This is a genomic window from Klebsiella sp. KTE92, assembly GCF_000398905.1.
Lineage (GTDB): Bacteria > Pseudomonadota > Gammaproteobacteria > Enterobacterales > Enterobacteriaceae > Klebsiella > Klebsiella variicola.
The window spans coordinates 1,879,665-1,905,519 of sequence record NZ_KB976100.1 but is presented as its reverse complement, the minus strand read 5'-3'; the positions used below and the strand labels follow the sequence as shown (position 1 = coordinate 1,905,519).

The following is a 25,855-nucleotide window of genomic DNA, read 5'->3' as shown; positions in this document are numbered from 1 at the left end:
TAATCAGTTTATTTCGATAGTGTCAAATCATTCGATATGAGGCCTGAAGAAAAAATCTGTATAATCTTTCTCATGTGTTTGTTTGGGTGGATGAAGATGAACTTTGGTGTTCGACTGCAACGAGTCTTAGATGAGATAGGAATGTCTCAATCAGAACTGGGGCGGAGGATCGGTGCGACATCCCAATCAGTGAATGGCTGGTGTCAGGCTGGAATCCTTCCCAGGAAAGAAATGCTTGAGCAACTTCCTGATATAACAGGAAAACCTTTGTATTGGTTTTTCATGACAGATGAAGACGAAGAGACGCTGCAGCCGCCAAGATCGGAAGATATCTATGTCCTTACCCCGGAGACCAAAAAGCTCATAGAAATTTACGATCAGCTTCCTCAAATGGAGCAAGAACGATTCGTCGGGTTAATGCAGTTAAGGCTGGAAGAACTCGATGCTTTCATGAACGAATATTTAATGAAACGAAAGAAAGACTAGAACAGCCTTACCCGCCCCTTCATAAGCGCCGCCTTCGGGCGGTTTTTTTGTGCCTGCTCCCCACCTCACATCCAATTCTGAAATTTAAATCATCAGTTTTAATTGACAGCTGTAGTTTATATCGATAATACTATCTCCGTCCTATGACGTCATCGAGGCAGGAAGCCCACGAAGTAGCTGCCGGCGGCATACGAAACACCGGATGAGATGACAGCAATATCAATCGCAGCAGGTTCAACGTTCGGCTGCCCGGCCTTAAGGGAAGGAAATGAGTATGGATAAAGCATATGAAGACTATTTTGAAAGCCTCTCTGAAGGTGAGGAGGCGCTGAGTTTCAGCGAGTTTACCGCGGCGCTTTCAGGTAAGCCGGCAGACTGCGCCTCTCCTGAAATGTAATGGAAATCCTGCGCGCTTCGTGGTGGTGAATTGCAGGGTGAAAAAGCTCAATCGTGAAGATCAGCGTCACGACACCACCGACGAAGCGCGTCGAAGTAGTGAAAATAAAAAATCAGGGTTTGCAATGCGGTGAATGCGGCTATGCGCACGCGACACAGTTAAAAAAGTAAACATGGCGGTTATTCACACATTGTGGGGAAAAAGTTGTCGGCGGTAGTTGTTAACTGGCTGCCGTCACCGGGAGGCACCCGGCGCCGCATTGCAAAACCACATCCTAATACTGAGTTAACTGGAGATAACTATGAAGGATTTTGCCCGAGTACCTACCGGGAACCAGGCGACCCGCCTGAACTGGTTCGAGGTGAGACTACGCCAGCTGTGTTACTTGCTGGCGCAGAAAGGAAACCCTGAGGCTGAGGCATGAATACCCTGTTTGCCCTTGTCATCAGCGTTTGTGCTCTCACTGGTGAATGCTCTGATGTTCTGATCGGTGTTTATCCATCAGAGGCCAGTTGCAACAGCAACGCCGATGAACAAAAAGTACAGGGCCAGTGCCTCCCCTACCGAAATGCACAAAACATGGCTGACGACCAACAGCCTGCAGTGAGTTTTTGAATCGAGTTTTGACCAATGGCCGTTACGGCCGGAGAAGTGATTATGGAATTTGGAATGAAACGCGTTCTGGCATCTGTCCAGGCCGCCGCCACTTTGAATAAGCTCTATGACGGCTCGCCCGTTTCACTGACGGCCATCAGTAAAGAGTCAAAGCTGTCTACTTCATACCTTGAGCAGATCTTCAAAAAGCTGCGGGCGGGTAACCTGGTAATTTCACAGCGTGGCCCAGGTGGTGGTTATAGCCCCCGCGGCGATGACATCACCGTTACAGAAGTGATCACTGCGGTATCTAAACTGCCAGCCCATAAAACTTTTGAGCCTATCCTGCGAGCGCTTGACGACGTTCGCGTATCACAGCTGCTGCGGGGCGATTCGCCAGCCCCATAAAGCACAAAACCCGCGCAAGGCGGGTTAAGTACCCGGTCAGCCGACCAAAGCTTTCCGGAATCGAGTTTTGACCAATGACCACCACCAGGGCGGCTGCCATCAGCTGCCGGGTATCTTACAATCCAAAGGAGCCCAAACGCAATGAACAACTACCCGTATCTCATTAAAGCGAAGGCAAAAGCAAACGAAGCGAAAAGTCTCTTCTGCTGGTTCTCTGCTAAATCCGATTCTCGCGCCGAGCGCAAAATCCTGGACATCCTGGAAGACGCTGAAATTAACGTTGGCCGCGGCGCCAGCCATCAGCTGCCGATCCGCACCAACTGGCTCATCGTTGATGACTTACCGGAAGAAGGTGTACTGGATGACACCTGGTGCGATCGCTACGAGCTTGGTGGTGAAGACGGGCTGACATGGCAAAAAATCGTTGCGCCAGCGGCTGCTGAACCACAGCCCTCCAGTAAACCAGAAAACGATATCTCTCCTGCAAATAGCGATGAAGAGGACTATTCGAACAATGAAGAAGCACTCTTCAACCTGGCGGAAATGTCATTCCGCACGCAGCTGCTTGCCCAGTATATGGCCGACGAGCGCCACGTGTATCACATTAGCATTCCTCATCGTAACCGCCTTTCAGCGATGGAAATGGATACGGATAATCACGGTGTGCAGAATCTGCTGCTGACGGCAGAAAATATTCCGGAGCTTAAAAAATATGATATGCCTGGCCTGTGGAAATTTACCAGTGCATTTAAGAGCGTATTTCCTGTGGGGAAACGCCATGAGCTCGGCAAGCAAATTCAGTTCGCCAAATTGTGGCTTGAAACGTCGCACATTGACCGCGGGATCCTTACAAAGGAATGGGCTGCTGGAAACTATATCACCTCAATAAACAAAACCGATGCCGGCGCCAATGCTGGCGGCGGTAACAAAACTGACCGCAATCCGGATTATCAGCATTCGCTGGATACTCTGGATATAGAGATCGCTCTTGCAACGATGCCTATGGATTTTGACATCTATAATTTTCCGGCATCAGTCCACCGCCGCGCGAAGGAAATAGTACAGAAGAAAGAAAGTCCATTTAAAGAATGGTCTGCAGCATTACGGAGCACACCAGGCATCCTTGATTATTCCCGTGCAGCGATTTTTGCACTGATCAGGGAAGCATCCAGTGGAATAACTCCTTTTCCAGATCGGTTGCGTGGCTACATCAACGCGAATCTGACTGAACATAAGCATGATACCCCGAGCGCTGAGACGCTTACCAAGGCGGGACATATTCCATCTGCTGCAGTCACTCTGGATGCAACAAACCAAGTAATCGCCGGAGAGGATAGCAGCGCAAAACTGGAAACACTCTCCTCCGACATTAAAGCAGTTGGTGCCGAACTGGTAAAAGAGGCTCAAAAGCAACGTCCGGACGCTAATCAGGTTCTGGCCGCCGAGCGCGGCGAATATGTTGAAGGGGTTAGCGACCCTACGGATCCGAAGTGGGTAACCGAAGACCTTACCAAGACCAGGCAGCCTGAAGTTTCAAAAATTGGGGACGGAGTATTTTCCATTGAAGGTCTTGTTGACGTTACGGGCAAGGTTAACCAAAAAGAAAAAACAGATGAAGTTGTTCATCAAACGGATTCTGTAGATATTGAATCCGGTCATCATAATAAGGAGGAAGATCAGCCAATTGATTATGTTCACGTTATGGTTGATCTGGAAACCATGGGTAAAAAACATAACGCCCCTATCGTCGCTATTGGTGCGGTTGTTTTTGACCCGGCAACCGGCTCTATTGGAGAAAGTTTCTATAAAGTCGTATGCCTTGAATCCTCCGTGAACTGGGGCGCCGTAATCGATCCATCTACTGTTATCTGGTGGCTTAAGCAGTCCTCCGAAGCACGCTCTGCGATCGTAAATGATGATGCTATCCCGTTGCAGGATGCATTACTCCAGTTCAGAGAATTTGTTTCTGATAATGTCGCTGGTGGGAGCAAAAAGGCGCAGGTATGGGGTAACGGTGCGTCATTCGACAACTCTATTCTGCGTTCTTCTTACGATTGCATTGCTGAAGATTATCCGTGGGAATACTGGAACGATCGGGACGTACGAACAATGGTAGAGCTCGGCCAGGCCATTAGCTTCGACCCCAAAACAACGATCCCGTTTGAAGGGTCTCGTCACAATGCCCTCGCTGATGCTATTCATCAGGCCCGCTATGTATCAGCGGTCTGGCAGCGAATAATTGCCGGCAATCAGGTGCTGCAAAAATTGATGCAAAACTGATTTTGTATTTTCAGATACTGGCCCAGCAATGGGCCATGATGAGGTAAAACATATGCTCCAGATGTTAACCCTTGAAGAGTGGGCAAACGAGAAATACAGAAGCAATCCTCCAAGTGTTTCCACTCTCAGGAATTATGCTAAACAGAATATGTTTTCTCCCCCAGCCAAAAAAGAAGGTCGATTCTGGCGCGTCAGGGAGGATGCTGAGTTGGTCGGTACATTGACCACTCCTGTAGTAAAGAAAAGCGACCCTGTTCTTTTGCAGAGGATTTTGAACGATGGCTGCCAGACCACGTAAAAATAATATATCTATTCCAAATTTATACCCGCTCTTCAGCAGAAAGGTTAATAAAGTATACTGGCGTTATAAGCACCCGATAACTGGTAAGTTTCATAGTCTAGGAACAGACGAAGCAGAGGCCACGGCAATAGCTATTGAAGCAAATAAAAGACTGGCGGAACAACAAACCCGCCAGATAATGGCAATCACTGACAGAATTTCCACCAGCTCAGGAAAATCAATATCAACTAACACCTGGCTTGAACGTTACTGGAAGATTCAGCAGGAAAGATTGAAGTCCGGAGATATTAAAGAAAACACTATCAAACAAAAAGCAAAACCAGTATCTCTGCTTAAGGAACGGGTAGGAATGAAATTAATATCCGCTGTCAATGTTCGAGATGTTGCGCAAATTCTTGATGAATATTTAGCGGAGGGACAACCCAGAATGGCTCAGGTCATTCGCTCTGTCCTAATAGATGTTTTTAAAGAAGCTCAGCATGCGGGAGAAGTACCTCCTGGTTATAACCCTGCACTAGCAACTAAACAACCTCGTAGAAAGATCACTCGCCAGCGCCTCACTCTTGAGGAATGGCAAAAGATTTTTGATATAGCCGATGAAAATCACAAATACATGGGGAACGCCATGCTTTTAGCCATAGTAACAGGACAGCGACTAGGTGATATATCCCGTATGAAATTCTCGGACATCTGGGACGATCATCTACACGTTGAGCAAGAGAAAACCGGAAGCAAAATCGCTATACCATTAGCTCTGCGTTGCAACGCAATCAACTGGAGCCTCCGAGATGTAATCAGTCGTTGCCGGGATTATGCAGTAAGCCCTTATTTGGTTCATTTCTTTAGAACCACCTCACAGGCTGAGCGAGGAGCACAGGTGAAACCCAGAACACTGACCATGAATTTCAGCAAGGCAAGAGACAGTGCAGATATTGACTGGGGACAAGGTACACCGGCAACTTTCCATGAACAAAGATCCCTTTCCGAGCGGTTATATAAAGCCCAGGGTATAAACACGAAAGATTTACTTGGACATAAAACTCAACAACAAACGGATAGGTACCATGATGATCGAGGGAAGGGGTGGACAACGGTGGCCTTATGAGGTTTTTCGGGAGGGGTTTTGATAACTTGTTTTGATAAAATTTTGATAACCGTTCGAAAACTAATAATAAAAACGGGAACCACCAGGTTCCCGTTCTGACATAATCTGGGGGCCAGATTACATGTTCGCGATAATCGCGTCGCCAAACTCGCTACATTTCAGCAGTTTAGCGCCTTCCATCAGACGTTCGAAGTCATAGGTCACGGTCTTGGCGGCGATAGCGCCTTCCATGCCTTTGACGATCAGGTCTGCGGCTTCGAACCACTGCATGTGGCGCAGCATCATTTCTGCGGACAGGATGATGGAGCCCGGGTTCACTTTGTCCTGGCCGGCATACTTCGGCGCAGTACCGTGAGTCGCTTCGAACAGCGCGCACTCGTCACCGATGTTGGCGCCCGGGGCGATACCGATACCGCCAACCTGCGCTGCCAGGGCGTCAGAGATGTAGTCGCCGTTCAGGTTCATACAGGCGATAACGTCGTATTCCGCCGGACGCAGCAGGATCTGCTGCAGGAAGGCATCGGCGATCACGTCTTTTACTACGATCTCTTTGCCGGTGTTCGGGTTCTTGATTTTCACCCACGGGCCGCCGTCGATCAGCTCGCCGCCGAACTCTTCGCGAGCCAGCTGGTAGCCCCAGTCTTTGAACGCGCCTTCGGTGAACTTCATGATGTTGCCTTTGTGCACCAGGGTGAGGGAATCACGATCGTTGGTGATCGCGTATTCAATCGCGGCGCGAACCAGGCGTTTGGTGCCTTCTTCAGAGCACGGCTTGATGCCGATACCGCAATGTTCCGGGAAGCGAATTTTCTTCACGCCCATCTCATCGCGCAGGAATTTGATGACTTTGTCTGCTTCAGCAGAGTCGGCTTTCCACTCGATACCGGCATAGATATCTTCTGAGTTTTCACGGAAGATAACCATATCGGTCAGTTCAGGGTGCTTAACCGGGCTCGGGGTGCCCTGGTAGTAACGTACCGGACGCAGGCAGACGTAGAGGTCCAGTTCCTGGCGCAGCGCCACGTTCAGAGAACGGATGCCGCCGCCGACTGGGGTGGTCAGAGGACCTTTGATAGCAACGCGGTAGTCACGAATCAGATCGAGGGTTTCAGCTGGCAGCCAGACATCCTGGCCATAGACTTGGGTCGATTTTTCACCGGTGTAAACTTCCATCCAGGAAATTTTACGCTCGCCCTTATAGGCTTTCTCAACGGCGGCATCAACCACTTTCAGCATCGCTGGGGTAACGTCAACGCCGATACCGTCGCCTTCAATGAACGGGATAATCGGATTGTGAGGGACGTTCAGTTTGCCGTTTTGCAGGGTGATTTTTTGACCTTCCGCCGGAACTACTACTTTGCTTTCCATTAACCTCTCCTTCGAGCGCTTCTGGTTCTGCTCTTCCCTCTTCACGCGAGCCTGGTGTTGGCTGAGTCGGCCAGCTCCAGCGTACCGGGTTTTCCCGCTAAGCGGAGCTATCGCGTCCGTGTCGCCTTCCTGCCTGTAGTGCGAATCGGTTTGAGCAATTTTTTGTTAATAATTTGTAATGAGCATGTCAATACTACCTGAATGTTTGCGTCCATGAAAGGCATTCGTAATTAGGCTATAATGCGGCAATTGATAGAGCCTGAAAATACCATGCAGAAAACTTCATTTAGAAAACATCGCGTTGAGCGATTCAGCACACAACAAGTCACCAGACAACGTAAAGAACACCAGCCAAAAACTGTGATCTTGTTCAATAAACCCTATGATGTGTTGCCGCAATTTACCGACGAGGCCGGGCGCAGCACGCTGAAAGATTTTATCCCCGTGGCGGGCGTCTACGCTGCCGGTCGTCTTGACCGCGACAGCGAAGGCCTGCTGGTGCTGACCAACGACGGCGCGCTGCAGGCGAAGCTGACCCAGCCGGGTAAACGCACCGGCAAGATTTACTACGTCCAGGTGGAGGGAGAACCCACGCCCGAGGCGCTGGCTGCGCTACGCGATGGCGTCACCCTCAACGATGGCCCCACCCTGCCCGCCGGCGTCGAACTTGTCGACGAGCCCGGGTGGTTGTGGCCGCGCAACCCGCCTATTCGCGAGCGCAAATCGATCCCCACCCGCTGGCTGAAAATCACCCTCTATGAGGGACGTAACCGCCAGGTGCGGCGGATGACCGCCCACGTCGGCTTTCCCACCCTGCGCCTGATCCGCTACGCCATGGGCGGCTATACGCTGGACGGGCTGGCCAACGGCGAATGGCGCAAAGCCGAATAACTAACAAGGAAAAGCGATGTTTAAACCTCATGTCACCGTTGCCTGCGTGGTTCACGCCGAGGATAAATTTCTCATTGTCGAAGAGACCATTAACGGCAAGGCGCTGTGGAACCAGCCGGCGGGCCATCTGGAAGCCAATGAGACGCTGCTGCAGGCCGCCGAACGCGAACTGTGGGAAGAGACCGGCATTCGCGCCACGCCGCAGCACGTCATCCGCATGCACCAGTGGGTCGCTCCCGATAACACGCCGTTTCTGCGCTTCCTGTTCGCCATCGAACTTAGCGATCTGTGCGCCACCGAACCGCATGACAGCGATATCGATCGCTGCCTGTGGCTCAGTGCTGAGGAAATTCTTAACGCGCCGAACCTGCGCTCGCCGCTGGTTGCCGAAAGCATTCGCTGCTACCTGCAGGACCCGCGCCAGCCGCTGTCGCTGATTGGCGCATTTAACTGGCCGTTCACAGGGGGTGAATGAACGGTGAGCGCGTGCTAGAATACGCCGCCTCGAAGTTCAATGTAGCGAGTATTTCCATGTCAGAAAGCCAGAAAAAAGTGATCGTCGGCATGTCCGGCGGCGTCGACTCCTCGGTCTCCGCGTACCTGCTGCTGCAGCAAGGGTATAAGGTGGAAGGCCTGTTCATGAAGAACTGGGAGGAAGACGACGGCGAGGAATACTGCACCGCCGCCGCCGACCTTGCCGATGCGCAAGCGGTCTGCGATAAGCTGGGCATTGAACTGCACACCGTTAACTTTGCCGCCGAATATTGGGACAACGTCTTTGAGCTCTTCCTGGAAGAGTACAAAGCCGGCCGCACGCCGAACCCGGATATTCTGTGCAATAAAGAGATCAAGTTTAAAGCCTTCCTCGAGTTTGCCGCCGAAGACCTCGGCGCCGACTACATCGCCACCGGGCACTATGTGCGCCGCGCCGATGTCGACGGCAAAAGCCAGCTGCTGCGCGGCCTCGACGGTAACAAAGATCAGAGCTACTTCCTCTATACCCTTAGCCACGAGCAGATTGCCCAGAGCCTGTTCCCGGTGGGTGAGCTGGAAAAACCGCAGGTGCGTAAGATCGCCGAAGAGCTGGATCTGATCACCGCGAAGAAAAAAGATTCCACCGGCATCTGCTTTATCGGCGAGCGTAAATTCCGCGATTTCCTTGGCCGCTATCTGCCGGCGCAGCCGGGCAAAATCCTCACCGTCGACGGCGAGGAGATCGGTACCCATCAGGGGCTGATGTACCATACGCTGGGCCAGCGTAAAGGGCTGGGCATCGGCGGCACCAAAGAGGGTAGCGAAGATCCGTGGTACGTGGTGGATAAAGACGTTGAGAACAATATTCTTGTCGTCGCCCAGGGCCATGACCACCCGCGCCTGATGTCCGTCGGCCTGATTGCCCAACAGCTGCACTGGGTTGACCGTGAACCGCTGCGGGGCACCCTGCGCTGCACGGTGAAAACCCGCTATCGCCAGACCGATATCCCCTGCACCGTCACCGCGCTGGATGAAGACCGTATCGAAGTCCGCTTCGATGAGCCGGTCGCGGCGGTCACCCCGGGCCAGTCCGCGGTGTTCTATTTAGGTGAAGTATGCCTCGGCGGCGGTATTATTGAACAGCGACTGCCTCTGCAGTCCTGAACGCGCGTTATTTCCGTCGGGACGAACCGCCCCGACGGCTGACAAGGAGTATGTGTGGCGAAGAATTACTATGACATCACGCTGGCGCTGGCTGGCGTTTGCCAGGCGGCACGACTGGTTCAGCAACTGGCGCATCAGGGACATTGCGACAGCGATGCCCTGCATGTGTCGCTGAACAGCATCATCGACCTCGATCCCGAGTCGACGCTGGCGGTGTTCGGTGGCAGTGAAGCCAATCTTCGCCTCGGCCTTGAAACGCTGCTCGGGGTGCTCAATACCAGCAGCCGTCAGGGCCTCAATGCTGAACTGACGCGCTATACCCTGAGCCTGATGGTGCTGGAGCGCAAGCTCGCCGCCAGTAAAGGGGCGATGGACACGCTCGGCAACCGCATCGCTGGCCTGCACCGTCAACTGGAACATTTTGACCTGCAGTCCGAAACGCTGCTCAGCGCCATGGCAGGCATCTATGTTGACGTGATAAGCCCGCTGGGGCCGCGTATTCAGGTGACCGGCTCCCCTGCCGTGCTGCAAAGCCCGCAGGTGCAGGCGAAAGTTCGCTCAGCGCTGCTGGCGGGTATTCGCGCCGCGGTGCTCTGGCATCAGGTGGGCGGCGGACGTCTGCAGCTAATGTTTTCCCGTAATCGTCTGGTTAACCAGGCAAAGCAAATTCTTGCTCATTTAACCCCGGAGTTGTGATCTATGGAATTATCCTCACTGACCGCCGTTTCCCCTGTAGACGGCCGCTACGGCGATAAAGTCAGCGCGCTGCGCGGTATCTTCAGCGAATTCGGTTTGCTGAAATTCCGCGTTCAGGTGGAAGTACGTTGGCTGCAAAAACTGGCCGCCCACGCAGCGATCAAGGAAGTTCCTGCTTTTGCTGCCGACGCAAACGGTTTCCTTGACAAAATCGTCGCCGATTTCAGCGTCGAAGACGCTGAGCGCATCAAAACCATCGAGCGCACCACCAACCACGACGTGAAAGCGGTAGAGTATTTTCTGAAAGAGAAAGTCGCTGACGTCGCCGAGCTGCACGCGGTATCAGAGTTTATTCACTTCGCCTGTACGTCTGAAGACATCAATAACCTCTCCCACGCGCTGATGCTGAAAACCGCCCGCGACGAAGTGGTTCTGCCTTACTGGCGCAAGCTGATTGACGCGGTAAAAGATCTGGCAACCCAGTACCGCGATGTGCCGCTGCTCTCCCGTACCCACGGTCAGCCGGCAACGCCGTCCACCATGGGTAAAGAGATGGCGAACGTCGCCTACCGTATGGAGCGCCAGTACCGTCAGCTGAACCAGGTGGAAATCCTCGGTAAAATCAACGGCGCGGTGGGTAACTACAACGCCCACATCGCCGCCTACCCGGAAGTCGACTGGCATCAGTTCAGCGAAGAGTTCGTCACCTCGCTGGGCATTCAGTGGAACCCGTACACCACCCAGATCGAGCCGCATGACTACATCGCTGAGCTGTTTGACTGCATCGCGCGCTTCAACACCATTCTGATCGATTTCGATCGCGATGTGTGGGGCTACATCGCGCTCAACCACTTCAAACAGAAGACCATCGCCGGGGAAATCGGCTCCTCCACCATGCCGCACAAGGTGAACCCGATTGACTTCGAAAACTCCGAAGGCAACCTCGGCCTGGCCAATGCGGTCATGCAGCACCTGGCCAGCAAACTGCCGGTTTCCCGCTGGCAGCGCGACCTGACCGACTCCACCGTCCTGCGTAACCTCGGCGTGGGCATCGGCTATGCGCTGATCGCCTATCAGTCCACCCTCAAAGGGATCAGCAAGCTGGAGCTGAACCAGGATCGCCTGCTGGACGAACTGGATCACAACTGGGAAGTACTGGCTGAGCCGATCCAGACCGTGATGCGCCGTTACGGTATCGAAAAACCGTACGAGAAGCTGAAAGAGCTGACCCGCGGCAAACGCGTTGACGCGGAAGGGATGAAGCAGTTTATTGACAGCCTCGCCCTGCCGGAAGACGAAAAAGTGCGCCTCAAAGCGATGACTCCGGCCAACTATATTGGTCGGGCAACCACCATGGTTGACGAGCTGAAATAATCGCCCTGCCCCTCTTTCCGCCGGAAAGAGGGGCGTTTTGTCGCCGGAAAGCAATCAGATCCAGACGTCGTTCACCGCCGTCCGCTCGCCGCCCTCATGGCCGGTATTCAGTACGCCGCGCGGCTCAATCAGCATGAGCTTCGCTTCCGTCTCCGCCGAGGTCTTATGTTCCACCCCGCGCGGCACGACGATCATCTCCCCGGCCTTCACCAGCACATGTCCGTCGCGGAAGTCCACGCGTAATACCCCCTCCACCACCATCAATGTCTCATCGGTTTCCGGGTGGCTGTGCCAGATAAAATCGCCGGCGATGCGCACGATCTTGAACTGATAGTCGTTCATCTCAGCCACCACTTTGGGCTGCCATTGTTCGCTGAACAGGGAAAATTTCTGTGCAAGATTAACGAGTTGATACATGGGCTGTCTCCTTGTGATAAAGGCAGTCAGCATAGTTCGCCTCGCCGCGGTCACGCTTGAACGATTGTGCAACCTGAACCGCGCTAGCCGCGGATCGCCCGCAGCCAGCGGCCCGGAGAGAGACCAAAGCGGCTGATAAACTGGCGCGTCATGTGGCTCTGATCGGCAAAGCCCGCGTCGGCGGCAATATCCACCAGACGATCCCCGGCGCGCATCCGCTGGCGGCAAAAATCGAGCCGGCGCATCATGACGTAACGCCACGGGCTGGTGCCGTACAGCGTTCTGAAATCACGACTCAGGCTCCAGCGGTCCCGGCCGCTCACCTGCGATAAAGTGTCGAGGGTCATATCCTGCATAAAACAGGCATGGATATACTCCCGGGCCCTCTCCGCCGCCTGATAGTCAAATGCCTGGCGACGGGAACGCTGCCCGCCGACCACAGCCAGGGTCTGCGCCAGGTCGTACAGAGCATCCTCTTCCTCCAGCGGCTCGAAGGTGTCCGTGACCGCTTTTAACAACGGCTGCGCGGCGCAACGCAGGCGCGGATCCGCCGACAGGCCGCCGGGGATAAACGGCAATGGCCTGCCGCCGAGTATCTTCTGGATCAGCGCCGGTTCGATATAGACCATGCGGTAGTGAAACCCCGCCTCGGTGCCCGCCTCGCCGTCGTGTATTTCGTCCGGGTGAAGCACCATCGTTCCGCCGGGCAGGCTGTGCTGGAGTCCGCCGCGATAGTGAAAGCTCTGCACGCCGGCGATCGTCTGGCCGATAGCATAGGTATCATGCCGGTGGGGCTCATAGCCGTGGCCGCCGAAGAAGGCTTCGATGCGTTCCGTCTGACTGGGCGACTGCGCCAGCCTGACCCAGTCCGCACTTTTCTGCTGAGACATAATGGATAACCTGCGGCGTCATTGAGGGGTGATCCCAGCACTATTACACAAAAAATTAACATCACCAACCCGCGCACTGCCCGCGCTCTGCCGCTGGGCGTTTGCTGAAATTACGCATAGAATGAAGGAGTTCCATGCATTATGCGCAAAGGGCATCGCCGAAGGCTGACCTGCCTGGCGGTGTTATGCGCCGTTGGTATAAAAAGCTTTATTTAACAGCTGTTTATATTTTGCGTATATAATGAGCGTCAGATTACTATCAACACAGGAAGGGAGAACAGTCATGCGCGTACTCGTGGTTGAGGATAACGCCCTGCTGCGTCACCACCTCAAAGTTCAGCTGCAGGAGCTGGGCCATCAGGTCGATGCGGCGGAAGATGCCAGGGAAGCGGACTACTATCTGGGCGAACATCTCCCGGATATCGCCATCGTCGACCTCGGCCTGCCGGATGAAGACGGACTATCGCTGATCCGCCGCTGGCGCAGCCACGATGTGTCGCTGCCGGTGCTGGTGCTGACCGCCCGCGAAGGGTGGCAGGATAAAGTGGAAGTGCTGAGCGCCGGGGCGGATGATTACGTCACCAAGCCTTTCCATATTGAAGAGGTTGCCGCCCGCATGCAGGCGCTGCTGCGCCGCAACAGCGGCCTGGCCTCACAGGTGATCTCCCTGCCGCCGTTCCAGGTCGACCTCTCCCGGCGCGAGCTGTCAGTCAACGATCAGCCGATCAAGCTGACCGCCTTTGAGTACACCATTATGGAAACCCTGATCCGCAACCGCGGCAAAGTGGTCAGCAAAGATTCCCTGATGCTCCAGCTTTACCCGGATGCCGAACTGCGTGAGAGCCATACCATCGACGTACTGATGGGCCGGCTGCGCAAGAAAATTCAGGCTGAATACCCGCAGGACGTCATCACCACGGTGCGCGGCCAGGGCTATCTGTTCGAACTGCGCTGATGAAGGGACTGTTGCGGCATATCTTCCCCCTGTCATTACGGGTTCGCTTCCTGCTGGCGACCGCCGGGGTCGTACTGGTGCTCTCCCTGGCCTATGGCATGGTGGCGCTGGTGGGCTACAGTGTCAGCTTCGATAAAACCACCTTCCGCCTGCTGCGCGGCGAGAGCAATCTCTTTTATATGCTGGCGAAATGGGAGAACGGCGCTATTGACGTCGATATCCCGGAAAACCTGAATATGGAAAGCCCGACGGTGACCCTTATCTACGATGAGAGGGGTAAACTGCTGTGGGCGCAGCGCGATGTCCCCTGGCTGGCGAAACGCATTCAACCGGAATGGCTGAAGCGCAATGGTTTCCATGAGATCGAAGCCGATGTCGACAGCAGCAGCATGCTGCTGCGCAACAACCACGAGATTCAGGAACAGCTGGACGCCATCCGCGAGCAGGGCGATGATTCGGAGATGACCCACTCGGTGGCTATCAACCTCTACCCGGCCACCAGCAAAATGCCCCAGCTCAGCATTGTGGTGGTCGATACCATTCCGGTGGAGCTCAAGCGCAGCTATATGGTGTGGAGCTGGTTTATCTACGTGCTGGCCGCCAACCTGCTGCTGGTGATCCCCCTGCTGTGGGTCGCCGCATGGTGGAGCCTGCGGCCTATCGAGTCGCTGGCGAAAGAGGTACGTGAGCTGGAGGAGCACCACCGCGAAAAGCTCAATCCCAACACCACCCGCGAGCTGACCCGGCTGGTCAGCAACCTTAACCGGCTGGTTCGCAGCGAGCGTGAACGCTATGACAAATACCGCACCACCCTCACCGATCTCACCCACAGCCTGAAAACGCCGCTGGCGGTGATGCAGAGCACCCTGCGCTCGCTGCGCGGCGAGAAGATTAGCGTCGACGAGGCGGAGCCGGTGATGCTGGAGCAGATAAGCCGCATCTCGCAGCAGATTGGTTACTATCTGCATCGCGCCAGCATGCGCAGCGGCGGTACCCTGCTGAGCCGGGAACTGCACCCGATCGCCCCCCTGCTCGACAGCCTGACCTCCGCCCTCAACAAGGTCTATCAGCGTAAAGGGGTCAATATCTCGCTCGACATCTCGCCGGAGATCACTTTTGTCGGCGAGCAGAACGATTTTATGGAAGTGATGGGTAACGTTCTCGATAACGCCTGTAAGTACTGTCTGGAGTTCGTGGAGGTTTCCGTGCGCCAAACCACCGACAGCCATCTGCATATTCTGGTGGAAGACGATGGCCCGGGGATCCCGCAGAGCCAGCGCCGCGCCGTCTTCGACCGCGGCCAGCGGGCAGATACGCTGCGCCCCGGCCAGGGTGTGGGGCTCTCCGTCGCCCGCGAAATCGTCGAGCAATATGACGGGGAGATTATCGCCAGCGAAAGCCTGCTCGGCGGCGCCTGCATGGAGGTGGTGTTTGGCCGCCAGCTGATGGAAGATAAACAGGGTTAATCATTGAGTTTTTTAACGGCGCCTGCATCGCCGGGGCGCCGCATCCGTTATAATCCCTGTCAGACACCTGCAGTGGAATATCAATATGGATTATCAATTAACGCTTAACTGGCCCGACTTTATCGAACGCTACTGGCAAAAACGGCCGGTGGTACTGAAGCGCGGCTTCGCCAATTTTATCGACCCCCTAAGCCCGGACGAACTGGCTGGACTGGCCATGGAGAGCGAGGTCGATAGCCGCCTTGTCAGCCATCAGGATGGAAAATGGCAGGTCAGTCACGGTCCCTTCGAAAGCTACGATCACCTGAGTGAAAACAACTGGTCCCTGCTGGTGCAGGCGGTTAACCACTGGCATGAACCCTCAGCGGCGCTGATGCATCCGTTCCGCGCTCTGCCGGACTGGCGTATCGACGATCTGATGATCTCCTTCTCGGTACCCGGGGGCGGCGTCGGTCCGCATCTGGATCAGTATGATGTGTTTATCATTCAGGGCACCGGCCGTCGGCGCTGGCGCGTCGGGGAAAAGGTGCCGATGAAACAGCACTGCCCGCATCCGGACCTGCTGCAGGTTGACCCCTTTGAGGCGATCATCGATGAAGAGATGGAGCCGGGGGATATTCTCTATATTCCGCCAGGATTCCCGCATGAGGGGTACTCACTGGAAAATTCGCTCAACTATTCGGTCGGCTATCGCGCGCCGAATGCCCGCGAGCTGTTCAGCGGCTTTGCCGACTACGTTCTCCAGCGCGAACTGGGCAGCCAGCGCTACGCCGATCCGGACGTGCCGTCCCGCGACCATCCGGCGGATATTTTACCCGTCGAACTCGACCGCCTGCGCGAGATGATGCTGGGGCTGATTAATCAACCAGAGCACTTTAAACAGTGGTTTGGCGAGTTTATCACCCAGTCGCGTCATGAGCTCGACGTCGCACCGCCGGAGCCGCCGTATCAGCCAGATGAAATTTACGATGCTCTGCAGCAGGGCGACACGCTGGAACGCCTGGGCGGCCTGCGGGTGCTGCGCATTGACGGCGAGGTGTTCGTCAATGGCGAGAAGATCAACTCCCCGCACCGCCCGGCGCTGGACGCCTTAGCCACCCATCTGACGCTGCGCGCCGACCATTTTGGCGATGCGCTGGAGGATCCGTCATTTCTCGCCATGCTGGCAGCGCTGGTCAACAGCGGCTACTGGTTCTTTGGCGACTGAGCCATCATCCTGCCCGGCGGCGCTGCGCTTGCCGGGCCTACAAACAGCACGATTTCCGTAGCTCCTGTATCGGTTTGCAACGGTTTCGACCCGGGAAAAACGTTTGTTCTGTGTTATTTCCGAGCAGATTGCGCTCCCAATATGTATTCTGCGTTATGTTACTCATGAAGTAGGGAGCGCACAGGGGGCGGCCAGTCGCCGCCGCCCCCTGTACCCCCGGGCTCCGGCCAGCAAAATCGCCACTTCGTGGTGCCTTCGACTTATCCCTGCAGGCTTCGGGTCGGGCCGAGGCAGCGTCCGTGCAAAACACGGCCCTCAGCCCGCATCCATGCGGGCTGCCCCTGCCTTCCGGGAACGTCTCAGCGATTTTGAGGCCGCCAACACCGGCAGTTTCAGTCGCGCAAGTGGGTAAATTAGCATCAGATCGCACGAGTCGTAGGCCGGATAAGGCGTTAGCCGCCATCCGGCATCTTGTGCGACAAGCAGAATGAGCGGCCTGGTTGCGAAGGCTATTTCCCTTTTCGTGTTGCCGTCAGCTCGGCGATACGCACGATCACCTGCACCGCCTTCTCCATCCCTTCCAGGGTGACAAACTCATGTTTGCCGTGATAGTTGTAGCCGCCGGTAAACAGGTTCGGGCACGGCAGTCCCATAAACGAGAGCTGCGCGCCGTCGGTGCCGCCGCGGATCGGCTTCATCTGCGGTTCAATATCGCAGTCCACCATCGCCTGGCGGGCAATATCGACCACGTGCGGATGGGCGATCACCTGCTCATGCATATTGTAATAACTATCCTCGATCACCAGCTCGATATAGCAGTCCGGGTGCAGCCCCTTGCCGACCTTTTTGGCGATCTCCATCATCTTGCGTTTACGCGCCTCAAAGTGCTTGCGGTCAAAATCGCGGATGATGTAGTGCATCTCGGCCCGATCCACGCTGCCTTTGATGCTGGTGAGGTGATAAAAGCCTTCATAACCTTCGGTGGTCTCCGGCGCCTCGTCGGCTGGCACTTCAGCATGAATGCGCGCGGCCAGCGACAGCGCGTTGACCATCACCCCTTTTGCGGTGCCGGGATGCACGTTATTGCCGACAATCTTAATGGTCACCGAGGCGGCGTTGAAGTTTTCAAACTCCAGTTCCCCCACGCCACCGCCGTCGACGGTATAGGCCCAGCGGGCATCAAAGGCCTCGACATCGAAATGCTTCGCCCCTTTTCCGACCTCTTCATCGGGGGTGAAGGCCACGCGGATATCGCCATGAGGGATGTTTTTCGCCTGCAGGGTCGCCAGCGCGGTCATGATCTCGGCGATGCCGGCCTTGTCGTCCGCCCCCAGCAGCGTTTTCCCGTCGGTGGTGATCAGCGTCTGCCCCAAAAGCTGATGCAGAACCGGGAACATCACCGGGGAGAGCACCTCATCGCCGATGCCCAGCGCGATATCGCCGCCGCGATAGTTTTCGACAATCTGCGGATTAACGTTTTTACCGCTGAAATCCGGGGAAGTATCGACGTGAGAGATAAAGCCGATGGCCGGGATATCGCCCTCCACGTTGGCGGGCAGGGTTCCCATTACCGTCCCTTTTTCACTCAGCGTTACCTTGATCAGTCCCATTTCTTCCAGCTGCGCCTGCAACAGGCGTAACAGCTTCCACTGCCCTTCCGTGCTGGGGACCTGACGAACGCCAGGCTTCGACTGCGTGTCCAAAGAAACGTACTGCAAAAAACGCTCAAGCAATTTATCCATGTAGCCACCCTCTTCTTTTGTGACAACATTATTCATAAGCCAGAAAAGACAAATATTGCGTCAGGTCATTCTTAGCCCGTAAAGCGAAATTTAATAACGGAACCGACGTTATGGTGTAAAGGTAGACTATGCAGGCGTATCAAGGATTGGCGATTACCCTCGTTTGCCGTAGAATGCTGGCCCTTATTAAAAACGTGCAACCCCAAAGGTGGTTAATCACAAACCCCGCAGCGGTCGGAAGTTTCCGTTGCGTCTACATGGGACAGAGTCAAAAATTGAATATACAACCGCGTTCGCGTTCGCCGCTGGTGCAACTGGCGGGAATTCGCAAGAGCTTTGATGGTAAAACGGTCATCGATAACCTTAACCTGACCATCAACAATGGTGAGTTTCTCACCCTGCTTGGCCCCTCTGGCTGCGGTAAAACCACCGTTCTGCGCCTTATCGCCGGCCTGGAAAACGTCGACAGCGGACGGATCCATCTCGAAGATCACGATATCACCCATGTCCCGGCGGAAAACCGCCACGTCAATACCGTCTTTCAAAGCTACGCCCTGTTTCCGCATATGACGGTATTCGAGAACGTCGCCTTTGGCCTGCGGATGCAGAAAACCCCGGCGGCGGAAATCACCCCGCGGGTTCTGGATGCCTTAAAGATGGTACAGCTGGAAGACTTTGCCCAGCGCAAACCGCACCAGCTCTCCGGCGGCCAGCAGCAGCGCGTGGCCATCGCCCGCGCGGTGGTTAACAAACCGCGCCTGCTGCTGCTCGATGAATCCCTTTCGGCGCTGGATTACAAGTTGCGCAAGCAGATGCAGAACGAACTGAAAGCGCTGCAGCGTAAGCTCGGGATCACCTTCGTCTTCGTGACCCACGATCAGGAAGAGGCCCTGACCATGTCCGATCGCATCGTGGTCATGCGCGATGGCAAAATCGAACAGGACGGCACCCCGCGAGAGATCTACGAAGAGCCGAAAAACCTGTTCGTCGCCAGCTTTATCGGCGAGATCAATATCTTCGACGCCACCGTGATCGAGCGCCTCGACGAGCAGCGCGTGCGTGCCAGTGTCGAAGGACGGGAGTGCAACATCACCGTCAATTTTGCCGTGGAGGCCGGCCAGCGTCTGCACGTCCTGCTGCGCCCGGAAGATCTGCGCGTCGATGAGATCCACCACAACAGCGACGCCGACGGCCTGATCGGCTATGTGCGAGAGCGTAACTATAAGGGGATGACCCTTGAGTCGGTGGTCGAGCTGGAAAACGGCAAAATGGTGATGGTCAGCGAGTTCTTTAACGAAGACGACCCGGATTTCGACCACTCTCTTGACCAGAAAATGTCTATCAATTGGGTGGAGAGCTGGGAGGTGGTGCTGGCCGATGAAGAACTCCAGTAAATTCCAGAATGTGGTGATCGCCACCATCGTCGGTTGGCTGGTGCTGTTTGTCTTCCTGCCCAACCTGATGATCATCGCCACCAGCTTTCTGACCCGCGACGACGCCAACTTCGTCAAGCTGGTCTTCACGCTGGACAACTACTCGCGGCTGCTGGATCCGCTCTACTACGACGTGCTGCTGCATTCACTGAACATGGCGCTGCTGGCGACCCTCGCCTGCCTGGCGCTGGGCTACCCGTTTGCGTGGTTCCTCGCCCGGCTGCCGCAGAAGGTGCGCCCCCTGCTGCTGTTTCTGCTGATCGTCCCCTTCTGGACCAACTCGTTGATCCGTATTTACGGGCTGAAGATTTTCCTCAGTACCAAAGGCTATCTGAACGAGTTCCTGCTGTGGTTAGGGGTGATCGACACGCCGATACGCATTATGTTCACCCCCTCGGCGGTGATTATCGGCCTGGTGTATATCCTGCTGCCGTTTATGGTGATGCCGCTCTACTCCAGCATTGAGAAACTGGATCGCCCGCTGCTGGAAGCGGCGAAAGATCTCGGTGCCAGCAAGCTGCAGACCTTTATCCGCATTATCATCCCGCTGACCATGCCGGGGATCATCGCCGGCTGTCTGCTGGTGATGTTGCCGGCGATGGGGCTGTTCTACGTTTCCGACCTGATGGGCGGCGCCAAGAACCTGCTGATCGGCAACGTGATCAAGAGTCAGTTCCTGAATATTCGCGACTGGCCGTTCGGCGCGGCAACCAGCATTACCTTAACCCTGGTGATGGGCCTGATGCTGTTGATTTACTGGCGCGCGGCGCGCCTGCTGAATAAAAAGGTGGAGCTGGAATGATCGGTCGACTGCTGCGCGGCGGCTTTATGACCGCCATCTACGCTTATCTCTACATCCCTATTATTATTCTGATCGTTAACTCGTTTAACCGGTCGCGCTTCGGTATCAACTGGCAGGGGTTCACCACCGACTGGTATAGCCTGCTGATGAACAACGATAGCCTGCTGCAGGCCGCACAGCACTCGCTGACCATGGCGGTGCTGTCGGCGACCTTCGCCACCCTTATCGGCTCGCTGACCGCCGTGGCGCTGTACCGCTACCGCTTTCGCGGCAAGCCGTTCGTTAGCGGCATGCTGTTTGTGGTGATGATGTCGCCCGATATTGTCATGGCCATCTCCCTGCTGGTGCTGTTTATGCTGATCGGTATTCAGCTTGGTTTCTGGTCGCTGCTGTTTTCGCATATCACCTTCTGCCTGCCGTTTGTGGTGGTCACCGTTTACTCCCGGCTGAAAGGCTTTGATGTGCGGATGCTGGAGGCGGCGAAAGATCTGGGCGCCAGCGAGATGACCATCCTGCGCAAAATCATCCTGCCGCTGGCCCTGCCGGCGGTCGCCGCCGGGTGGTTGCTGAGCTTCACGTTGTCGATGGATGACGTGGTGGTCTCTTCGTTCGTGACCGGTCCGGGATATGAAATTCTGCCGCTGAAGATCTATTCGATGGTCAAGGTTGGCGTTTCGCCTGAGGTGAACGCCCTGGCCACGATTCTGTTGGTTCTGTCGCTGGTGATGGTCATCGCCAGTCAGTTAATTGCACGTGATAAAACTCAGGGGACGTTAAAATGAAAAAATGGTCACGCCACCTGCTCGCAGCCGGCGCTCTGGCAATCGGCATGGGCGCCGCGCACGCGGACGATAGCAAAACGCTCTATTTTTATAACTGGACCGAATACGTACCGCCGGGCCTGCTGGAGCAGTTCACCAAAGAGACCGGCATCAAGGTCATCTATTCGACCTACGAGTCGAACGAAACCATGTATGCCAAGCTCAAGACCTATAAAGACGGCGCGTACGACCTGGTCGTCCCGTCGACCTACTTCGTCGACAAGATGCGTAAAGAAGGGATGCTGCAGAAGATCGATAAGAGTAAGCTGACTAACTTCAGCAACCTCGATCCGCAGATGCTGAACAAACCGTTCGATCCGAATAACGACTACTCCATTCCCTATATCTGGGGGGCGACGGCTATCGGCGTCAACAGCGATGCGATTGATCCGAAAACCATCACCAGCTGGGCCGACCTGTGGAAGCCGGAATACAAAAGCAGCCTGCTGCTGACCGACGACGCGCGCGAAGTGTTCCAGATGGCGCTGCGTAAGCTGGGCTATTCCGGCAACACCACCGACCCGAAAGAGATTGAAGCCGCCTATAACGAGCTGAAAAAGCTGATGCCTAACGTCGCGGCGTTTAACTCCGATAACCCGGCGAACCCGTATATGGAAGGCGAAGTGAACCTCGGGATGGTATGGAACGGCTCGGCTTACGTCGCACGCCAGGCCGGTACCCCGCTGGAGGTGATCTGGCCGAAAGAAGGCGGCATCTTCTGGATGGACAGCCTGTCGATCCCGGCGAATGCCAAAAACGTCGACGGCGCGCTGAAGCTGATTAACTTCCTGCTGCGCCCGGATGTCGCCAAACAGGTCGCGGAAACCATCGGCTACCCCACGCCAAACCTGGCGGCACGCAAAATGCTCAGCCCGGCAGTGGCCAACGATAAATCGCTCTATCCGGACGCTGCGACCATTGAGAAAGGCGAATGGCAGAATGACGTCGGCAGCGCCAGCGCCATTTATGAAGAGTATTACCAGAAGCTGAAAGCGGGCCGCTAATCCCGCAGGGCGGAACCGCGGTTCCGCCTTTTTTTGCTCTCACCTTAGCCCCTCAGCGCGCGCCAGAGGATCGCCGGCAGCTTGCGCCAGCGCGGCCGATGATAAAAATCCACCAGCTTCTGCGCCACCGCTTCCTGCCCCCGGTGGGTAATAAACCAGGGCGGCAGGGGCATCAGCGTCAGTTCGCCATGCCACAGACTGCGCGGAAACGGCCGAAACGGCGCCTCAATCACCGTGCGCTCGGTTTTCTCCAGCATAAAGCTGTTATGCACCTTGCCCCGCCCGCTCTGAATATCGTCGAGCGAGTGGCCGGGAAACGCGCCCCACGGGCAAGGGGCCAACAGGAAAGCCACCCCGCTCCAGCAGTTGATCGCCACCGTGCCGTAGCGCAGCTCAGCGATTAACGCGTTAAAACGCTTACGTCCAATCGCTTTGCGGGTGCGCGGATGGATCACAATATTGGCCCCCAGCGTGCCCTGCAGCCGCTGATTCGCATAGCCGATCGCCTGGCGCAGAAAACTTTCCGCACTGTCGGCCTCAAGACGAGTGACCGACAGCCCCGGGCCAAAGACCTCCTGCTGACAGAGCGCCGGGTCATCGTCGGTGTTCGCCACAATCAACGGCAGCGCGTCGCCGCGCGCTATCTCCAGCGGCTGGCGGGCGCGCAGGCGAAAGTCGGTCAGCCGTTTTTCAGCGCCGGGGTAGTAGTCCGGGCGGGTATTCGCGGCGATCAGTCGGTACAGCTGATTCAGCAAACCCGTCGCTGGCTCCCAGCCCTGCTGCAGGATCAGCACCTGGCTGGCCACGCAGTTAAACCCGCCGTTGTTCATCTTCTGCGTCGCCAGCTGCTGCGCCTGAAACGCGATATCCGCCTCGCTCCACGGCCCGGGTACGATAATGGTAGGGCTGACGCCGCCCAGCTCCGAAGTCACCCGACGCGGGTTCAGCGGCGTCCTGGCGGCCCGACGCTGGCGAGCCGCTTCACCGTCGCCCCAGACGATGACGTCATGGGTCTCGCGAGAGCCGGTGATATGGATCTCATCGACAGCGGGATGGCTGGTCAGCCATGCTCCCGCCTGGGCGTCGCCGGTGACGATGCGGAGCGCATCCATGGCAATCAGCGGTGCCAGGGCCTGGGCCAGCAGATCGTGCAGATAATCATTCACCGGGTTGAGCTTCAGCAGGCAGACCTGATTTTCAATAAACAGCTTGTGTAGCACATCCAGTGGCGCAATCGAGGCCACATTGCCGGCGCCAAGCACCAGCGCCAGCTTGCCCTGCCGCGCGGCCGGCGGGATGTCGTATGCCCGCGCCGCATAGCGGTCGAGATGGGCCCGGGTGACGCCTGGCTGCATCCATATCTCAGCGCGAACACCAGACAGCAACAGTCGATCCCAGAGCGTGCCGGGCACCACCCGCAGCGCCAGGCGGCCGTCCGCCAGCGTCCGCAGCGGGATCCGCCGCAGAAAGGTCTTCTCTTCCAGCTGCTCCAGGGTGGCGATAAGCCCGTTGCAGCCGACCATTAGCGCGCAGGGGCCCGCCAGCCACTCCTCCCCCACCAGCGGATCGCCCGCCGGCAGCCCTTTGGCCGCCGCCGCCGCGGCCACCCACGCCGGGGCAATACCGGCCAGGGCATCCTTGATCTGGCGCAGCAGCGCCAGACGACGGTTCACTGAGGTTTCCGCCCAACGCTGGCGCGCCGCCGACAAGGCGTACAGGGCAGCATCATACTGAGAGCAGGTCGTCAGACCGGGTCGCGCATGGCTCATTTTCCCTCACTCATTAAAATCTCTCCGTAGGCCTGGCGCAGTTGATTTTTGAGCACCTTACCCGTGGCGCTGACCGGTAGCGCGTCGACAAATATCACCCGGTCCGGGATCTGCCACTTTGGCACCCGCGTCTCAAACCAGGTCAGCAGATCGGTCTCTTCCACTTCGCCCCCTTCCGCGCGAACGCACAGCAGCACCGGCCGCTCGTCCCAGCGCGGATGACGGGCGGCGATGGCCGCCGCGCTGCGCACCGCCGGATGCGCGATGGCGATATTCTCCAGCTCAACGGTGGAGATCCACTCGCCACCGGACTTGATAATATCCTTTGCCCGATCGCAGATCACCAGATAACCATTGGCGTCGAGCGTACCGATATCGCCGGTATCAAACCAGCCTCCCGCGGTCAGGGCGCTCGCGTCCTGACCATAGTACTGCTCCACCACCCAGTGCCCTCTGACCTGCAGATACCCCTGACTTTGACCATCCCGGGGCAACGGTTCGCCATCCACGTCCACTACCTGCAGTTCGATGCCGAATATGGGCCGCCCCTGACCGGCGCGCTGCTTTTGCTGCTCCTGTGCCGGGAGCGCGTCATGTTTGCTCAACGGCGTGTTGATGGTGCCGATAGGCGATGTTTCGGTCATTCCCCAGGCGTGGGTCAGTTCAATGCCGTAATCACGCTGAAAGGCCTCGGCCATCGACGGCGGCAGCGCGGAGCCGCCAACCAGCGCACGTTTAAATTCAGGCAGCCGGACGTCTGTCCGGCGCATCGCCGCCAGCAAGCCGGCCCAGATCACCGGCACGCCAAACCCCACCGTTACCTTCTCGGCGGCCAGCAGCTGCAGCAGGCTGTCGCCATCGAGGTGCGGCCCCGGCAGCACCAGCCGCGCGCCGACCATAGCGGCGATAAACGGCGTCCCCCACGCGTTGACATGGAACATCGGCACCACCGGCAACAGGCTGTCCTTCGCCGATATGCCGGCGGCGTCCGGCTGGTTACCGCTCAGGGCGTGCAGGACCAGCGAACGATGGGTATTCAACACCCCTTTCGGCCGGCCGGTAGTTCCCGAGGTGTAGCAGAGCGAAGCTGGGGTCAGTTCATTGAGCTGCGGCCAGCGATAGTCTACTGTCCCCTGCTGCAACAGATCGTCAAAAAACAGCAATGAGGGCAACTGGCTGAGCGCCGCTTCGCTGCGGGGTTCCATCAGCACGATGTGTTTCACCGTCGGCAGCTGCGGCAGCAGCTGCGCCACCAGTGGCAGAAAGGTCTGGTCAAAAAACAGTACTTCGTCGGCAGCGTCGTTGAGGATATACCGCAGATGGTCAACCGACAGCCGCGGGTTGACAGTGTGCGTCACCCAGCCGCCGGAGGCGACGGCAAAATAGATCTCCAGGTGGCGGCGATTGTTCCATGCCAGGGTAGCGCAGCGGGCGCCTGGCGGCAGCCCCAGCGACGCCAGCGCCGACGCCAGCCGCTGAGCGCGGCTGGCCACCTCCCCCCAGCTGCTGCGCTCCTGCTCACCGCCAGTACTCACCGAGACAATCTCGGTCTCGCTGTGATATTGCGCCGCATGGCCGAGCAGCGCGGCAGTGGTGAGATCCTGATAAATCATCGGTGACGGCATTACGGGGTCTCCTTTACAGACTTCCGGCAGGGAACAGGGTCGCGGCGCGATCGTGCGGGCGCCTATTGAATCTGGTCTACATTTGCCGGTCTGCACAAAAAAACGTACAGAAATCAGCGGTCACGCACAAAATAGAGTAAGAAATGATTCAGGAGGAAAAAGACGAAATCATAACAGGCAGGTCAT

General features: G+C 56.5%; 25 protein-coding genes. 19 read left to right on the top strand and 6 right to left on the bottom strand.

The genetic code is table 11. From position 1 onward, the window contains the following. The first annotated feature begins 141 nt into the window (after positions 1-141). From A1WC_RS0124965 to A1WC_RS16335, 7 genes are all read left to right on the top strand, one after another. Positions 142-486 carry a transcriptional regulator gene (locus A1WC_RS0124965; RefSeq protein WP_227550973.1) on the top strand — a complete coding sequence of 115 codons (345 nt, stop codon included), beginning with the start codon at positions 142-144 and terminating at the stop codon, positions 484-486. A 274-nt stretch (positions 487-760) separates the two neighbouring features. Beyond that, positions 761-883, top strand: a complete 123-nt coding sequence (locus A1WC_RS28380; RefSeq protein ID WP_016160637.1) for a hypothetical protein — start codon at positions 761-763, stop codon at positions 881-883. A 420-nt stretch (positions 884-1,303) separates the two neighbouring features. Next, on the top strand, positions 1,304-1,498 hold the full coding sequence (locus tag A1WC_RS16320) for a DUF1482 family protein (RefSeq protein ID WP_016160636.1): 195 nt from the start codon (positions 1,304-1,306) through the stop codon (positions 1,496-1,498). A gap of 42 nt (positions 1,499-1,540) precedes the next feature. Then, positions 1,541-1,885 (top strand): Rrf2 family transcriptional regulator, encoded by a 345-nt coding sequence (locus tag A1WC_RS16325; protein ID WP_014228879.1) that lies wholly within the window; start codon positions 1,541-1,543, stop codon positions 1,883-1,885. Between the two features lie 141 nt (positions 1,886-2,026). Next, positions 2,027-4,165 (top strand): exonuclease, encoded by a 2,139-nt coding sequence (locus tag A1WC_RS16330; RefSeq protein WP_016160634.1) that lies wholly within the window; start codon positions 2,027-2,029, stop codon positions 4,163-4,165. A 52-nt stretch (positions 4,166-4,217) separates the two neighbouring features. Then, on the top strand, positions 4,218-4,463 hold the full coding sequence (locus A1WC_RS0124960; RefSeq protein ID WP_012542206.1) for an excisionase: 246 nt from the start codon (positions 4,218-4,220) through the stop codon (positions 4,461-4,463). Then, positions 4,444-5,571, top strand: a complete 1,128-nt coding sequence (locus A1WC_RS16335) for a site-specific integrase (protein ID WP_014228877.1) — start codon at positions 4,444-4,446, stop codon at positions 5,569-5,571. Before A1WC_RS0124960 ends, A1WC_RS16335 begins: the two co-directional genes overlap by 20 nt. Before the next feature lie 117 nt (positions 5,572-5,688). On the opposite strand, the gene icd is transcribed toward A1WC_RS16335, so the two are convergent. Then, complete coding sequence (icd, locus tag A1WC_RS16340) at positions 5,689-6,939, bottom strand: NADP-dependent isocitrate dehydrogenase (RefSeq protein WP_008806032.1); 1,251 nt, start codon at positions 6,937-6,939, stop codon at positions 5,689-5,691. Between the two features lie 240 nt (positions 6,940-7,179). Here icd and rluE point away from each other — a divergent pair, with 240 nt between their 5' ends. Genes rluE through purB form a run of 5 tightly spaced genes read left to right on the top strand, consistent with a single transcriptional unit; the run spans position 7,180 to position 11,538 of the window. Continuing rightward, entirely contained in the window at positions 7,180-7,830 is a 651-nt protein-coding gene (gene rluE / locus A1WC_RS16345) for a 23S rRNA pseudouridine(2457) synthase RluE (RefSeq protein WP_016160633.1), read from the top strand. A 16-nt stretch (positions 7,831-7,846) separates the two neighbouring features. After that, positions 7,847-8,305, top strand: a complete 459-nt coding sequence (locus A1WC_RS16350) for an NUDIX hydrolase (protein WP_016160632.1) — start codon at positions 7,847-7,849, stop codon at positions 8,303-8,305. 56 nt (positions 8,306-8,361) lie between these two features. Beyond that, positions 8,362-9,468: a tRNA 2-thiouridine(34) synthase MnmA gene (gene mnmA / locus A1WC_RS16355; protein WP_074386605.1), complete on the top strand. Its 1,107-nt coding sequence runs from the start codon at positions 8,362-8,364 to the stop codon at positions 9,466-9,468. Positions 9,469-9,522: 54 nt separating this feature from the next. Then, positions 9,523-10,164, top strand: a complete 642-nt coding sequence (gene hflD / locus A1WC_RS16360) for a high frequency lysogenization protein HflD (protein WP_004140557.1) — start codon at positions 9,523-9,525, stop codon at positions 10,162-10,164. A gap of 3 nt (positions 10,165-10,167) precedes the next feature. Continuing rightward, complete coding sequence (gene purB / locus A1WC_RS16365; protein ID WP_012968556.1) at positions 10,168-11,538, top strand: adenylosuccinate lyase; 1,371 nt, start codon at positions 10,168-10,170, stop codon at positions 11,536-11,538. A gap of 54 nt (positions 11,539-11,592) precedes the next feature. On the opposite strand, the gene A1WC_RS16370 is transcribed toward purB, so the two are convergent. Both A1WC_RS16370 and A1WC_RS16375 read right to left on the bottom strand, forming a co-directional pair. After that, the gene (locus A1WC_RS16370; RefSeq protein WP_012542212.1) at positions 11,593-11,955 is read right to left on the bottom strand and encodes a cupin domain-containing protein; all 363 of its coding nucleotides are present in this window, start codon (positions 11,953-11,955) and stop codon (positions 11,593-11,595) included. Between the two features lie 83 nt (positions 11,956-12,038). Further along, positions 12,039-12,845, bottom strand: a complete 807-nt coding sequence (locus tag A1WC_RS16375) for an AraC family transcriptional regulator (RefSeq protein WP_016160630.1) — start codon at positions 12,843-12,845, stop codon at positions 12,039-12,041. A gap of 283 nt (positions 12,846-13,128) precedes the next feature. Between A1WC_RS16375 and phoP the strand changes: the two genes are divergently transcribed. The 3 genes from phoP (at position 13,129) to A1WC_RS16390 (ending at position 16,473) form a co-directional block, all read left to right on the top strand. Then, complete coding sequence (gene phoP / locus A1WC_RS16380; protein ID WP_004150807.1) at positions 13,129-13,800, top strand: two-component system response regulator PhoP; 672 nt, start codon at positions 13,129-13,131, stop codon at positions 13,798-13,800. Further along, positions 13,800-15,266: a two-component system sensor histidine kinase PhoQ gene (gene phoQ / locus A1WC_RS16385; RefSeq protein WP_008806025.1), complete on the top strand. Its 1,467-nt coding sequence runs from the start codon at positions 13,800-13,802 to the stop codon at positions 15,264-15,266. The genes phoP and phoQ overlap by 1 nt, the downstream gene beginning before the upstream one ends. An 85-nt stretch (positions 15,267-15,351) precedes the next feature. Continuing rightward, positions 15,352-16,473, top strand: coding sequence for a cupin domain-containing protein (locus tag A1WC_RS16390; RefSeq protein ID WP_012542214.1), 1,122 nt, complete (start codon positions 15,352-15,354; stop codon positions 16,471-16,473). A 509-nt stretch (positions 16,474-16,982) separates the two neighbouring features. Here the strand turns inward: A1WC_RS16390 and pepT are convergent. Beyond that, positions 16,983-18,215: a peptidase T gene (gene pepT, locus A1WC_RS16395; RefSeq protein WP_016160629.1), complete on the bottom strand. Its 1,233-nt coding sequence runs from the start codon at positions 18,213-18,215 to the stop codon at positions 16,983-16,985. Between the two features lie 257 nt (positions 18,216-18,472). Here pepT and potA point away from each other — a divergent pair, with 257 nt between their 5' ends. The 4 genes from potA to potD are packed head-to-tail and all read left to right on the top strand — an operon-like array spanning position 18,473 to position 22,275. Next, entirely contained in the window at positions 18,473-19,609 is a 1,137-nt protein-coding gene (gene potA, locus A1WC_RS16400) for a spermidine/putrescine ABC transporter ATP-binding protein PotA (RefSeq protein WP_008806021.1), read from the top strand. Further along, a complete protein-coding gene (gene potB / locus A1WC_RS16405) occupies positions 19,593-20,450 on the top strand; it encodes a spermidine/putrescine ABC transporter permease PotB (RefSeq protein ID WP_008806020.1) in 858 nt (285 codons plus the stop codon). Before potA ends, potB begins: the two co-directional genes overlap by 17 nt. Continuing rightward, positions 20,447-21,232 (top strand): spermidine/putrescine ABC transporter permease PotC, encoded by a 786-nt coding sequence (gene potC, locus A1WC_RS16410; protein WP_012542218.1) that lies wholly within the window; start codon positions 20,447-20,449, stop codon positions 21,230-21,232. Before potB ends, potC begins: the two co-directional genes overlap by 4 nt. After that, positions 21,229-22,275 carry a spermidine/putrescine ABC transporter substrate-binding protein PotD gene (potD, locus tag A1WC_RS16415; protein WP_016160627.1) on the top strand — a complete coding sequence of 349 codons (1,047 nt, stop codon included), beginning with the start codon at positions 21,229-21,231 and terminating at the stop codon, positions 22,273-22,275. The genes potC and potD overlap by 4 nt, the downstream gene beginning before the upstream one ends. Before the next feature lie 44 nt (positions 22,276-22,319). Here the strand turns inward: potD and A1WC_RS16420 are convergent, their stop codons facing one another. Continuing rightward, positions 22,320-24,044, bottom strand: coding sequence for an aldehyde dehydrogenase family protein (locus A1WC_RS16420; RefSeq protein WP_016160626.1), 1,725 nt, complete (start codon positions 24,042-24,044; stop codon positions 22,320-22,322). Beyond that, positions 24,041-25,669, bottom strand: coding sequence for a long-chain fatty acid--CoA ligase (locus tag A1WC_RS16425; protein ID WP_016160625.1), 1,629 nt, complete (start codon positions 25,667-25,669; stop codon positions 24,041-24,043). Before A1WC_RS16425 ends, A1WC_RS16420 begins: the two co-directional genes overlap by 4 nt. Between the last annotated feature and the right edge of the window lie 186 nt (positions 25,670-25,855).